This is a genomic window from Rhodococcus sp. 05-340-2, from assembly GCF_002258915.1.
In the GTDB taxonomy this organism is placed as follows: domain Bacteria; phylum Actinomycetota; class Actinomycetes; order Mycobacteriales; family Mycobacteriaceae; genus Rhodococcoides.
Genome location: NZ_NOYU01000042.1, coordinates 261,929 through 274,069 on the forward strand (window position 1 = coordinate 261,929; position 12,141 = coordinate 274,069).

General features: G+C 63.8%; 11 protein-coding genes, 1 tRNA gene and 1 pseudogene. 10 read left to right on the forward strand and 3 right to left on the reverse strand.

The features are described 5' to 3' along the window. Positions 1–80 precede the first annotated feature (80 nt). From CH271_RS26380 to CH271_RS26400, 5 genes are all read left to right on the forward strand, one after another. Positions 81–1,460, forward strand: coding sequence for a PucR family transcriptional regulator (locus tag CH271_RS26380; RefSeq protein WP_230596340.1), 1,380 nt, complete (start codon positions 81–83; stop codon positions 1,458–1,460). A 128-nt stretch (positions 1,461–1,588) separates the two neighbouring features. Further along, positions 1,589–2,497 (forward strand): ACP S-malonyltransferase, encoded by a 909-nt coding sequence (locus CH271_RS26385; protein WP_037192984.1) that lies wholly within the window; start codon positions 1,589–1,591, stop codon positions 2,495–2,497. 89 nt (positions 2,498–2,586) lie between these two features. Next, positions 2,587–2,931: a meromycolate extension acyl carrier protein AcpM gene (acpM, locus tag CH271_RS26390; protein WP_045199610.1), complete on the forward strand. Its 345-nt coding sequence runs from the start codon at positions 2,587–2,589 to the stop codon at positions 2,929–2,931. 8 nt (positions 2,932–2,939) lie between these two features. After that, on the forward strand, positions 2,940–4,190 hold the full coding sequence (locus tag CH271_RS26395; protein WP_037192986.1) for a KasA/KasB family beta-ketoacyl-ACP synthase: 1,251 nt from the start codon (positions 2,940–2,942) through the stop codon (positions 4,188–4,190). Positions 4,191–4,318: 128 nt separating this feature from the next. Beyond that, positions 4,319–5,752 (forward strand): acyl-CoA carboxylase subunit beta, encoded by a 1,434-nt coding sequence (locus CH271_RS26400; protein ID WP_037192988.1) that lies wholly within the window; start codon positions 4,319–4,321, stop codon positions 5,750–5,752. Positions 5,753–5,958: 206 nt separating this feature from the next. On the opposite strand, the gene CH271_RS26405 is transcribed toward CH271_RS26400, so the two are convergent. The 3 genes from CH271_RS26405 to CH271_RS26415 form a co-directional block, all read right to left on the reverse strand. Next, positions 5,959–6,405 carry a cold-shock protein gene (locus tag CH271_RS26405; RefSeq protein ID WP_094635497.1) on the reverse strand — a complete coding sequence of 149 codons (447 nt, stop codon included), beginning with the start codon at positions 6,403–6,405 and terminating at the stop codon, positions 5,959–5,961. Positions 6,406–6,496: 91 nt separating this feature from the next. Beyond that, on the reverse strand, positions 6,497–7,009 hold the full coding sequence (locus CH271_RS26410) for a DUF3145 domain-containing protein (RefSeq protein WP_037192992.1): 513 nt from the start codon (positions 7,007–7,009) through the stop codon (positions 6,497–6,499). 144 nt (positions 7,010–7,153) lie between these two features. Next, entirely contained in the window at positions 7,154–7,957 is an 804-nt protein-coding gene (locus tag CH271_RS26415; RefSeq protein WP_037192994.1) for a serine hydrolase domain-containing protein, read from the reverse strand. Between the two features lie 85 nt (positions 7,958–8,042). Between CH271_RS26415 and CH271_RS26420 the strand changes: the two genes are divergently transcribed. From CH271_RS26420 to CH271_RS26435, 5 genes and pseudogenes are all read left to right on the forward strand, one after another. Next, on the forward strand, positions 8,043–10,178 hold the full coding sequence (locus tag CH271_RS26420; RefSeq protein ID WP_094635498.1) for a molybdopterin-dependent oxidoreductase: 2,136 nt from the start codon (positions 8,043–8,045) through the stop codon (positions 10,176–10,178). Between the two features lie 69 nt (positions 10,179–10,247). Next, positions 10,248–10,321 (forward strand) — tRNA-Ile (locus CH271_RS26425). Positions 10,322–10,614: 293 nt separating this feature from the next. Continuing rightward, positions 10,615–10,776 (forward strand): annotated as a pseudogene (locus CH271_RS29450) (TetR/AcrR family transcriptional regulator); the annotation flags it as partial. 12 nt (positions 10,777–10,788) lie between these two features. Next, entirely contained in the window at positions 10,789–11,217 is a 429-nt protein-coding gene (locus CH271_RS26430; protein WP_256986577.1) for a TetR family transcriptional regulator C-terminal domain-containing protein, read from the forward strand. Positions 11,218–11,335: 118 nt separating this feature from the next. Next, positions 11,336–12,118, forward strand: a complete 783-nt coding sequence (locus CH271_RS26435) for a GNAT family N-acetyltransferase (RefSeq protein WP_179274621.1) — start codon at positions 11,336–11,338, stop codon at positions 12,116–12,118. Positions 12,119–12,141 lie beyond the last annotated feature (23 nt).

A 12,141-nucleotide genomic window follows, 5' to 3' on the forward strand; every position in this document is an offset into this window, starting at 1 on the left:
CCTTGTTCGACCGACCCCCGTCCCACGTCGCGAAGTACGTCCATCGCGATAGGGGCGGGGGTCGGGCGTAGGTTCTCCTTATGTCCGATGCGAAACCCGGTTCACCGGACAGTGCGTCCGCACGTGATGTGTCCCGACGCGACGCCTACCGTGAGGCGTTGCGCGAATCGTTGACCTCGGACAACGAAGTGCACCTTCCGGTCGCCTCGTTGGCACCCTCGCGCCAGAAGCGCGATCCCCTGCCCGATGCCCTGCTGCGTCGCGTCAAACAGTTCTCCGGCCGACTCTCGACCGAGGCCGTGACGACGATGCAGGGCCAACTGCCGTTCTTCGGTGATCTCGACGCCGCCCAACGCGCAAGTGTGCAGTTGTTGATTCAGACAGCCGTCGACAACTTCCTCGAGTGGCTCAAGAACCCCAACAGCGATATTCGCTTCTCGCTCGATGCCTTCCAGGTCATTCCGCAAGACCTTGCCCGACGCCTCACTCTGCGCCAGACCGTCGACATGGTCCGGGTGGCGATGGAGTTCTTCGAGCAGTGGCTCCCGGCGCTGGCACGCAACGATCAGCAGTTGGTGGCGCTGACCGAGGCCGTCTTGCGCTACGGACGCGAGCTCGGTTTCGCTGCAGCGTCGGTCTACGCCAGCGCCGCCGAATCACGCGGAGCCTGGGACACCCGCCTCGAAGCCCTCGTGGTCGACGCCGTCGTGCGCGGAGACACCGGCTCGGACATGCTCTCGCGTGCCGCCACGTTGAACTGGGACGCCACTGCGCCCGCCACGGTGTTGGTCGGCACTCCCCCGGACGATCGGGGCGTGTCGGTGGTCGGAACCGTGCACGCCGTCGCGCAGAAGCACGGCCGCGCCGCGTTGGCCGTCGTGCAGGGAACGCGGTTGGTGATGGTGGTCAGTGGTCAACTCGACGACACTGCCACCCATCGCGCCTTCATCGACGACATGCTGCAGAACTTCTCGGACGGACCCGTCGTCATCGGCCCGACCACTCGGACTCTCGGCGCGGCGCATTCGAGCGCGGTGGAGGCGTTCGCGGGTATGCAGGCCGTGGCCGGCTGGCGGGGTGCGCCGCGTCCGGTGCACGCCGGTGAGCTGTTGCCCGAACGGGCACTCCTCAACGACGGTGCAGCGATATCGGCGTTGAACGATCACGTGGTGGTTCCGTTGGCGGCGGCAGGTTCGGGATTGGCCGACACCCTCGATGCGTATCTCGACTGTGGCGGAGCTGTAGAAACCTGCGCACGGCAGCTGTTTGTTCATCCAAATACCGTCCGGTATCGGCTCAAGCGCATCGCCGAGGTCACCGGTCGCGACCCCACTCACCCGCGGGATGCGTACGTGCTCAGAGTTGCAGCAACGGTAGGTAGGTTGGCTCGAACGCATCACGAACCGCCCCATCCTGCCCCATATGTCACACAGGTCACATTCGGAGAAGTAGTCACGTAACGCCGAACCACCCTCCGGCGATAGCGGTTCCCCACGAGGCAATTTGTAGGGTTCCCACAAATTGCTTGTCGAGAGTTCATCGAGCGCGACATCACCCATTCGGCACCCGACGGTGTTCTCTTAACCCTGTGATTGCGTTGCTTGCGCCCGGTCAGGGCTCCCAGACTCCCGGCATGCTGCTGCCTTGGCTCGAATTGCCGGGTGCAGCAGACCGACTCGCGTTGTGGTCGAAGGCCTCCGGTCTGGATCTCGTCCGTCTCGGTACCACTGCTACCGCCGAGGAGATCACCGATACCGCGGTGACCCAGCCCCTGGTCGTGGCATCCGCCTTGCTCGCATTCGAAGAGATCGCCTCGCGCGGCCTGTTCCCCGAAGACACCATCGTCGCCGGACACTCGGTGGGCGAACTCGCCGCTGCCGCGATCGCAGGCGTCATCTCCTCCGACGACGCCGTGTCGCTCGCCGCCGTCCGCGGCGCAGCAATGGCCAAGGCATGCGCACTCGAACCGACCGGCATGTCCGCCGTGCTCGGCGGCGACGAAGCTGCTGTCCTGGCCCGCCTCGAAGAGCTGGACCTCGCTCCGGCCAACGTCAACGCTGCCGGTCAGATCGTTGCGGCCGGACTGCTCACCAAGCTTGCCGAGTTGGCCGAGAGCGCGCCCGAGAAGGCTCGGGTTCGCGCATTGCCGGTCGCAGGCGCATTCCACACCAAGTACATGGCGTCCGCGGGCGATACCGTCGCCGCAGCCGCTGCCGCCATCACCCCGTCGGAGCCGACGCGGACGCTGCTGTCCAATTCGGACGGTCAGCCCGTGGCCTCGGGTGCCGACGCACTGAACAAGCTTGCTGCTCAGGTCACTCGCCCCGTGCGGTGGGATCTGTGCAATGCCTACCTGCGTACCGCGCAGGTCACCGGACTTGTGGAACTGCCCCCGGCAGGCGCACTGGTCGGCATCGCCAAACGCGAACTGCGTGGCGTCGCCAACCTCGGCCTGAAGACACCGGCGGACATTTCCGCAATGGCCGAGCTCGGTTAGCTCGACCCCACACACCCCGCAGTCACAGAACTGCGGATCACACTTCCACTCCCCGAGTGGCAGAAATGCACAATCGCGTCTCGAAGCACATGACTTCGGCGTTCTACACAGAAGAGAAGGGAGCCACAACAGTGGCCAGCCAGGAAGACCTCATCGCCGGACTTGCAGAGATCATCGAGGAGGTCACGGGCATCGAACCGTCCGAGGTGACCATCGAGAAGTCCTTCGTGGACGACCTCGACATCGACTCGCTCTCCATGGTCGAGATCGCAGTGCAGACCGAGGACAAGTACGGCGTGAAGATCCCCGACGAGGACCTCGCAGGTCTGCGCACCGTCGGCGACGCCGTCAACTACATCCAGAAGCTCGAAGCGGAGAACCCCGAAGCCGCAGAAGCTATCAAGGCCAAGCTCGACGACTCCGCGAGCGAGTGACACGGCCCATGACCAACCCATCCACCGCCAACGGACGCTTCCCCAGTGTCGTCGTCACCAGCCTCGCTGCGACCACGTCACTTGCGGGTGACGTCGATGCCACGTGGAAGGGTCTGCTGAACGGCGACAGCGGAATCGCAACTCTGGAAGACGATTTCGTCGCCGAGTACGACCTGCCCGTGCGGATCGGCGGCCACCTCGCGGTGAACCCGCAGACCCTGCTCTCGCGGGTCGAGATTCGACGCCTGAGCTACGTGGAGCAGCTGGCCACCGTGCTCGGTCGTGAGGTCTGGAAGAACGCCGGGACTCCCGACGTCGATCCCCTCCGCCTCGGCGTGTCGATCGGCACCGGCCTCGGTGGCGGCGATTCTCTGATCGACGCCAACGACAAGATGAAGGCCGGCGGCTACCGCAAGGTGTCTCCGCTCGCCGTTCAGATGGTCATGCCGAACGGCCCCGCAGCGGTCGTCGGACTCGAGCTCAAAGCACAGGCCGGTGTCATCACTCCTGTCTCTGCCTGCTCCTCGGGATCGGAAGCCATCGCACACGCGTGGCGGATGATCGTGATGGGCGACGCGGACATGGTCGTCACCGGCGGCGTCGAGGGTTACATCGACGCGGTTCCGATCGCCAGCTTCTCCATGATGCGGGCGATGAGCACCAACAACGACAATCCGAAGGGTGCGTCACGTCCGTTCGACAAGGATCGTGACGGCTTCGTCTTCGGTGAAGCGGGTGCGCTCATGGTCATCGAGACCGAGGAGCACGCCAAGGCACGCGGCGCAACGATCCACGCCCGCCTGCTCGGTGCCGGAATCACCTCCGACGGGTTCCACCTCGTGGCTCCCGACCCGGAGGGCACAGGTGCCGCGCGCGCCATGAAGCGTGCGATCGAGACCGCAGGATTGCAGAAGTCCGACATCACCCACGTGAACGCCCACGCAACGGCAACTCCCATCGGAGACACCGCCGAGGCGCTGGCGATCAACAAGGCCGTCGGAAATCACGCAGCGGTGTACGCACCGAAATCCGCTCTGGGCCACTCGATCGGTGCCGTCGGCGCCCTCGAGTCGGTACTGACGGTGCTGGCAGTGCGCGAGGGAATCATCCCTCCCACACTGAATTTGGAGAATCAGGATCCCCAGATCGATCTCGACGTCGTCAAGGGCGAGCCCCGCGTCGGACAGATCGATTACGCGATCAACAACTCGTTCGGATTCGGTGGGCACAACGTAGCGCTCGCCTTCGGAAAGGCGTGATGGCCTGAGTCGTCTCCTCGACTCAGCGAATCTCGCTCTCGCAGTGCATGATCCGGACCGGGGCCGTTCCCAGGGAACGGTTCCGGTCCGGGCCTCGCCCCCTCAGGGGCCCTGAAGAAGGACAAGCGATGACTATTCTGGCCCCTGTCACACGATCCGGTACGTCCACCGATCCCCGCGATCCACTCGCCCGCCTCGAGAATCTGTTCGACGCCGGAACCACTGTGCCGCTGCATGATCGGGACAAATCCGGCATCCTTGCAGCATCCGGCGAGATCGACGGCGTCCACACCATCGCGTATTGCTCCGACGCCACCGTCATGGGCGGTGCCATGGGCGTCGACGGCTGCAAGCACATCGTCGCCGCCATCGACACGGCCATCGAGCAGCGCGCTCCGATCGTCGGCGTCTGGCATTCCGGAGGCGCTCGCCTCGCCGAGGGCGTCGAAGCCCTCCATGCCGTCGGGCTCGTCTTCGAGGCCATGGTTCGAGCATCCGGCCTGGTCCCCCAAGTTTCTGTCGTCCTCGGCTTCGCAGCCGGCGGTGCCGCCTACGGTCCTGCGTTGACCGACGTCGTCATCATGGCTCCCGAGGGACGTGTGTTCGTCACCGGTCCCGACGTCGTCCGCAGCGTCACCGGTGAGCAGGTCGACATGGCCTCGCTCGGCGGCCCCGATACCCACCACAAGAAGTCCGGCGTGTGCCACATCGTCGCCGACAGCGAGATGGACGCGTTCACCCGCGCCCGCCGTCTGGTGTCCATGTTCTGCGAGCAGGGCGAATTCGACATCGCCGCCGCCGAGCACGGAGACACCGATCTTCGGGCTCTGATGCCCGAATCCAACCGTCGCGCATACGATGTCCACCCGATCGTCCACGAGTTGCTGGACAACGTCGAAGGGGAATCGACTTTCGAGGAGTTCCAGGGCGGCTGGGCCCGCAGCATCGTCATCGGCCTCGGACGCATCAGCGGCCGCACTGTCGGCGTCATCGCCAACAACCCCATTCGTCTCGGCGGTTGCCTCAACTCCGAAAGTGCCGAGAAGGCAGCCCGTTTCGTGCGCCTGTGCGACGCATTCGGCATCCCGCTGATCGTGGTCGTCGACGTTCCCGGATACCTGCCCGGCGTCAGCATGGAATGGGAAGGCGTCGTCCGCCGCGGAGCGAAACTGTTGCATGCTTTCGCCGAAGCCAAGGTCCCCCGCGTCACCCTGGTGACACGCAAGATCTACGGCGGCGCATACATCGCCATGAACGCTCGCGCACTCGGTGCCACTGCTGTGTACGCCTGGCCCGGCTCCGAGGTCGCCGTGATGGGCGCGAAGGCAGCCGTCGGCATCTTGCACAAGAAGGCCCTCGCGGCCGCTCCCGAGGAGGAGCGTGAGGCACTGCACGATCGCCTCACGGTCGAGCACGAGAACATCGCCGGCGGCGTCGAGCGTGCCGTCGCCATCGGAGTCGTCGACGAGGTCATCGAGCCGAGCAAGACCCGCAGCACGGTCGCCAAGGCTCTCGCGGCAGCCCCCGCGGCGCGCGGCAACCACAAGAACATTCCGCTCTGATCGTCCGGCTTCGCTTGCGGCCCTGACTCAGCACCCAGCCCCGTCCTCCCCCGGCCGCGTGAATGGACCCTTGCAGGGCCCAGACGCATGTAATGGTCCATTCACGGTGGCTCAATGCGGCTTTCAGGCGCTCTGAGTGGACAACAAAGCCACATTCATCCGGAGCCGAACGGGCTCCAAGGCGGGATGAAGCGGCTACGCGTCGGTCAGTTCTCGATCCACTTGTGGTCGTGAGCCAATCGCACCATCGCTGATCGAATGTCGAGGATCTGCGCTGCGGTCACTGTTCCGTTGGCCGTCAGCAACGCCTCGGTCACTTCGGCAGTGAAGTCCGCCTCGGAGAGCACGTCGCAGATGACATCTTCGAGCTGCTGGTGTTCGCTGACCGGTACGTCGTGGAACGGCACGTCGGGCTTGCGCCGGGTGACCAGCGCGGTCGATGCGGGACTGTCGATGATCTGCACCTGAGTGGCCTTGAGACCACGGTCGCCGTCGACGGCCACGTATTCGACGCGAACCCCCGGTGCCAACAGCCTCTTGTCGAAATCCAGATCGTTGACGTGAATGAACACGTCCTCGCCGCCCTCGTCCGGCGCTACGAATCCGTACCCCTTGAACTCGTCGAATCGAATCACTTTTCCGGTCGACAACATCGAACTCACCACTCCACGGTCGTTCCCACATGCCTACCCCAGGCACGAACGCGAAACTACCGCGGCTCCGAACCCCCAGCAACTCCCACGACTAGCCGACGTTGCGGCTCAACCACGTCACTTCGGCTCCGGCACCTCCGGTGCGGTACGGCTCGAGGGCGGCGTCCCAGTCCGATCCGAGAGCGTGCTCCACGGCCGCGGTGAAGTTGCCCTGGTTGTTCTCCATGAGGGCGCGCAGCCGCATCTCGCCGAGCACCACGTCCCCGTTCGCGCTCGTCGTTCCGCGCCACAGGCCCAACCCTGGCACGTGCGAGAACCGTTCACCGTCGACGCCTTCGCTGGCATCCTCGGTCACCTCGTACCGCAGCATCTGCCACGAGCGCAGAATGCCGGCCAGCTTCGCTCCGGTACCGACCGGGCCCACCCAGTCGGTGGTGGCGCGCAGCTGCCCGTCGGAGGCGGGCTGCGCAGACCACTTCAAATTCGCACGGCAATCGAGGGCGTCGGTCAACGCCCATTCGACGTGCGGGCACAGCGCAGCGGGCGACGAGTGGATGTACACAACACCCGATGTCGCTTCTGCGAACTGATTCGATCCACGCATTGCACTACCTCCAGCTTCGACGAGGGACGTCTTCCCCAACGACCTCGACATGCTTCGGCTGGCTGCAGTGAATCAACACGTATGTGTACTAGTGTGCCCCGAGTTACCCCTGTTGCGCCAGTGCAATCTGTGAACGGGCGGTGTTCACCCTGCCAGGACGGCGTCGGACAGCTCCGGCCACAGCGGTTTCGCCCAGTCCCCGAAGGCTCGATCGGTCAACACCACACACGCGGTCCGCACTGACGGATCCACCCACAGGAACGTTCCGGCCTGACCGAAGTGACCGAACGTGGCCGACGAGTTGGTGCTTCCGGTCCAGTGCGGGGTCTTCTCACCGCGTAGCTCGAACCCGAGCCCCCAGTCGCACGGTTTGTGCGATCCGTAGCCGGGCACGATCCCGTTCAGACCCGGAAACTGCACATCCGTCGCCGCGGAGAATGTCTGCGACGCGAGGAGCGTCGGCTGCAACAGCTCCGCCGCGAATTTCTTGAGGTCCGCCAGGGTGGAGCTGGCACCGTGGCCTGCCGATCCCGGTAGCGCGGTGTTCGTCATCTGCAGTGGCCGGCATACGCCCTCGTCGAGGTAGTCGGGGAAGGCGATGCCTGCCTCGGTTTCGATCAGTTCGGCCAGCACCTCGAATCCGGCGCTCGAGTAGATCCGCTTGGTGCCGGCCGGTGCCTGGACGGTGCGGTCGCCGAACGCCAACCCCGACGCGTGCGCCAGCAGATGCCGAACCGTCGATCCTTCCGGTCCTGCGGGTTGATCGAGCTCCACCGCGCCTTCCTCGACGGCGACCAGAACGGCGTACGCACTGAGCAGTTTGGTGACCGAGGCCAGCTCGTAGACGCGGTCGGTGTCGCCGACCTCCTCACGAACTCCGGAGTCGGTGACGACTGCTGCACTGACGTGGTCGACGGGCCAGGAGGACGTGAGATCGAGGGTGGTCACGATTCACGAGCCTAATTGTCTGTCGGTTACGGTGCCCCGGTCCCCCGCCGGGCTACGCTCGCAGCACATGAGTGGGAGGAATGCGATGTCGGTTGTGTATGGATCGTGCAATCTGTGCGAAGCGATCTGTGGGCTCGAGTTCACGGTGGAGAACGATGCGGTGACGGCCATCCGCGGTGACGAGAAGGACCCTCTCTCGCGCGGCCACATCTGCCCGAAGGCCCTGTCGCTGATCGATCTGCACGCCGATACGGACCGACTCACCACACCGGTCAAACGTGTGGGTGAGAAGTGGGAGAAGATCGGCTGGGACGAGGCCTACGACCTCGTGATCGACGGTCTGATCTCGACGCGCAAGAAGCACGGCCGCAATGCCGTCGGCCTCTATCAGGGCAACCCCAACGTGCATTCGATGGGTGCCATGACCCATGGCATTCCTTTTACCTCGCTCCTGCGGACGCGTAATCGATACTCCGCCACGTCGTTGGATCAACTCCCGCATCAGCTCGTCGATCACCTGCTTTACGGGCACCAACTGCTGCTGCCGATCCCGGACATCGATCGAACCGACTTCTTCCTCGTCCTCGGTGGAAACCCGATGGCGTCGAACGGCAGCATGATGACCGTCCCCGATTTCGCCAAGAGAGCGCGGGCACTGCGTAAACGGGGCGGCCGCCTGGTCGTGGTCGATCCACGCAGGACCGAAACCGCGGACATCGCGGACACACACCTGTTCGTTCGCCCCGGCACCGACGCACTGCTGCTGCTCGCGATGATCCACACCATCGTCGCCGACGGCACCGTGACCGTGGCCGACTACATCGATGGGGCCGATCGGCTCGCGGATCTCGTCGCAGAATTCACACCGGAAGCCGTCGCTCCGGTCGTCGGTATTGCTGCGGAGGAGATCTCGACTCTGGCACGTGATTTCGCCTCGGCGAAGTCCGCGGTGGCATACGGCCGAATGGGGGTCTCGACCCAGCAGTTCGGCACCGTGTGCCAGTGGGCGATTCAGGTACTGAACATCATCACGGGCAATCTCGATCGACCTGGCGGTGCCATGGTGACAGATCCCGCGATCGATCTGATCAAGCAGGGCATCGTCGGCCGCGGCCATTTCGACAAGTGGCGCAGTCGCGTTCGCAACCTGCCCGAGTTCGCGGGCGAATACCCCTGTTCGACGCTCGTCGACGAGATCACCACCGAGGGCAAGGATCAGATCCGCGCGATGGCGGTCCTGTCCGGCAATCCGGTGTTGTCGATGCCCGGCGGCACCACCTTGAACGATGCGTTCGCAGGTCTCGATTTCATGGTGTCGTTCGACTTCTACATCAACGAGACCTCGCGTCATGCACACGTGATTCTGCCGCCGACGATGTCTCTCGAACGCGACCACTACGATCTGATCTTCAACTCCTTCGCGGTCCACAACACCGCCAAGTACATGCCGGCCGTCCTGCCCAAGAAGGCTGGGGCAAAGCATGATTGGGAGATCTTCCGGGATCTGTCGCTCCGCTACAAGAGCCGGATGGCCGGGTCGACGGTCGGTCGGCTGAAGTCACGATTGACTCCGAAGAGCGTGATCAGCGAGGCACGCCTGCGACTGTCCCCCGCCCGCACCCTGGACATCCTGCTCCGCAGTCAACGAAAAGGACTGTCGCTCAAGAAGCTTCGAGCCAACCCACACGGTGTCGATCTCGGACCGCTGCGTCCCGGCTTCCCGCAGAAGCTGAAGACTCGGGACAAGCGAGTACAGCTGATTCAGGACCTCGTTGTGACCGAACTCCCCGCATTGGTGGACCTGATGCATTCGAGCGCCGTTCCGACCGGCGATGAACTGTTGCTGATCGGTCGGCGACACCTACGCAGCAACAACTCGTGGATGCACAACACCGCCCGGCTCACCAAAGGCAAAGCGCGACATCAGCTTCTGGCTCACCCGGACGACCTGGAACACCGCGGCATCGAGGACGGGGCGATGGTGTCGGTCACCTCCGCCGCCGGGACCGTCGACATCGAGGTGGCGGCGTCGGAGAAGATGATGCCGGGAGTGGTGAGCATGCCGCACGGGTTCGGACATCAGCGCCCCGGCGTGGGGCTGTCCGTTGCCACGACGGTGACCGGCCCCAGTGTCAACGACATCACCGACCCGAGCCGCGTCGACGCCGTCTCGGCGAACGCGATCCTCAACGGCGTCCCGGTGCAGGTCCGGGCGAAATAGCTGCCCCGATGCACCGACGAGGCTGCGCGATTCTGTACGATTCTGCAGGCTCGTACCTGGTACGGGCATGGGGCGGTAGCTCAGTCGGTTAGAGCCGTGGACTCATAATCCATTGGTCGCGGGTTCGAGCCCCGCCCGCCCCACACCCGGTTGGACTGCCTGTCAGGTCGGCGTGCCTCAGAAGCCGCAACCCTTCCGAATCGATCCCTGTTCCCTGACGCAGCTGGATCGTGGCGAACACGAAGCAAAGCCCGCAATGACAGTCGGATCGTCCGGTGCACAGCCAGCGTCGGATATCGCACACCGCTCCTCGTCCATATCAGCTTGGACGCCCAAGACTGGCCGTTGGTTCCGTGGTTGACCACTGTGTTTCGACTTCCTGAAGAACAGACCATTTTGTATGGACAGATCGATACACAATTGCTACGGTCCTCTCATGGGACGGACAGCCGAGTTCGATCGACGCACAGCAATCGACGCTGCGCTCGGTCAGTTCTGGACCCATGGCTTTCACGGCACGAGCACCGAGACTTTGTGTCGTGTCACAGGGCTGGGGCGCAGCAGTCTCTACAACGCTTTCCGCAGCAAAGTGGGCCTGTACGAAGAGTGCATGTCAACCTACCTCGCAGAAGCAGACGAGTCGGTGGACGCTGTCCTCATGTCCAGTGCAATGACTGTGCTGGACCGTGTTTCGGTGTTGTTCGATGACCTGATCGACAGCGAGATGGACCGGCGGGCGGCGGGCGGTCCATCGGGCTGCTTTTCGGTGAACACGGCGCTCGAAGCTGCGGATGATCCCGAGCTTGCGGTGCCGCTCCAGCAATTGACGGCGAACTTGCATCGAAGGCTGTCGATCATGGCGGACTATCTACGGGCCGGGCAGTCCAGCGGCGACATCTCGTGTACGTTGTCACCTCGCGCTCAGGCCGAAATCATCAACGGTGCCGTTGTCGGCATTCGGGTCGCCGCGCGGGTGGGGTCCGGTCGGGAGGCAATGCGCGCTATTGCTGACGGTGCATTGATCGCCCTGACGCCTTAAGAGCAGCAGACAAGAAGACACAACACTTACATGCCGGGTTGCACGGATCGATTCTGTACGGATCTGTACAGAAAATTGACATGGGATGTCCGCAATACGAAGTGATGGGGGAAGCTCAGTGGAACACACGGTTTCGGCACCTGAACCCACCAAAGTTCAGGTGGCGGTCTCTGATTCAGCAGCAATCGAGTGGGCTGTCGCGCGGCGGATGCGGCTGGTCGAGGTGCGCCAGACGACGTCGGGCCACCTCGCGGTAATGGAGAAGTTCGACGATTGGGACGCCCCCGACGGCTTCCCGCTCATCAAGGACGGTCGCATCGACGCGGGGGATGTCTACCTTCGCTATCTCCAGCCGGGCGATGCGGATCTCGTTTACGAGTGTGACACAGATGCGCTGTCCCGGCGTTGGGCATTGACCTCTCCCCCAACGCGTCAGTACGCCGAAAACATGGCGCGCAGAGGCTATCTCGACTGGCGCTTGAGCTACAAGTCGGCATTGACAATCGTGCAATCGTGCAGCAACACTCCTGTCGGCCTCATCAAGGTTCGCAAACTAGTACCACCGGGCGTTGCGGACGTGGGATACCAAGTGCACGAACGGTATCGCGGTCTCGGCTACGCCGTTCACGCTCTCCAGATGTTCTGCACGTGGTCACATCAAGCCCAGTTGTTTCACCGGTTCGAGCTCGGAATCAAACCGGGCAACACCGCGTCCGTTCGCGTTGCCGAGAAGGCAGGCTTCGTATTCGAGGGTCGCCGCAGCGCAAGGCTGGTCGACGTCGGCGGCGGCTATTCAGACGAACTGCACTACGCGAAGGTCATCACCGCGAAGTGTTCTGCGTCGGTTCTGAACCGCGACACGGATAGCGATGTAGCACCCGCATTTGTTTCGACGCACTGATCACCAGCCACTGTTTTCGAGGA

Excerpts from the sequence above, each read along its gene's own strand:
- CH271_RS26380 (WP_230596340.1), top strand. The coding sequence starts at position 81 with ATGTCCGATGCGAAACCCGGTTCACCGGACAGTGCGTCCGCACGTGAT.
- acpM (WP_045199610.1), top strand. The coding sequence starts at position 2,587 with ATGACTTCGGCGTTCTACACAGAAGAGAAGGGAGCCACAACAGTGGCC.
- CH271_RS26395 (WP_037192986.1), top strand. The coding sequence starts at position 2,940 with ATGACCAACCCATCCACCGCCAACGGACGCTTCCCCAGTGTCGTCGTC.
- CH271_RS26400 (WP_037192988.1), top strand. The coding sequence starts at position 4,319 with ATGACTATTCTGGCCCCTGTCACACGATCCGGTACGTCCACCGATCCC.
- CH271_RS26405 (WP_094635497.1), bottom strand. The coding sequence starts at position 6,405 with ATGTTGTCGACCGGAAAAGTGATTCGATTCGACGAGTTCAAGGGGTAC.
- CH271_RS26410 (WP_037192992.1), bottom strand. The coding sequence starts at position 7,009 with ATGCGTGGATCGAATCAGTTCGCAGAAGCGACATCGGGTGTTGTGTAC.
- CH271_RS26420 (WP_094635498.1), top strand. The coding sequence starts at position 8,043 with ATGTCGGTTGTGTATGGATCGTGCAATCTGTGCGAAGCGATCTGTGGG.
- CH271_RS26430 (WP_256986577.1), top strand. The coding sequence starts at position 10,789 with ATGTCAACCTACCTCGCAGAAGCAGACGAGTCGGTGGACGCTGTCCTC.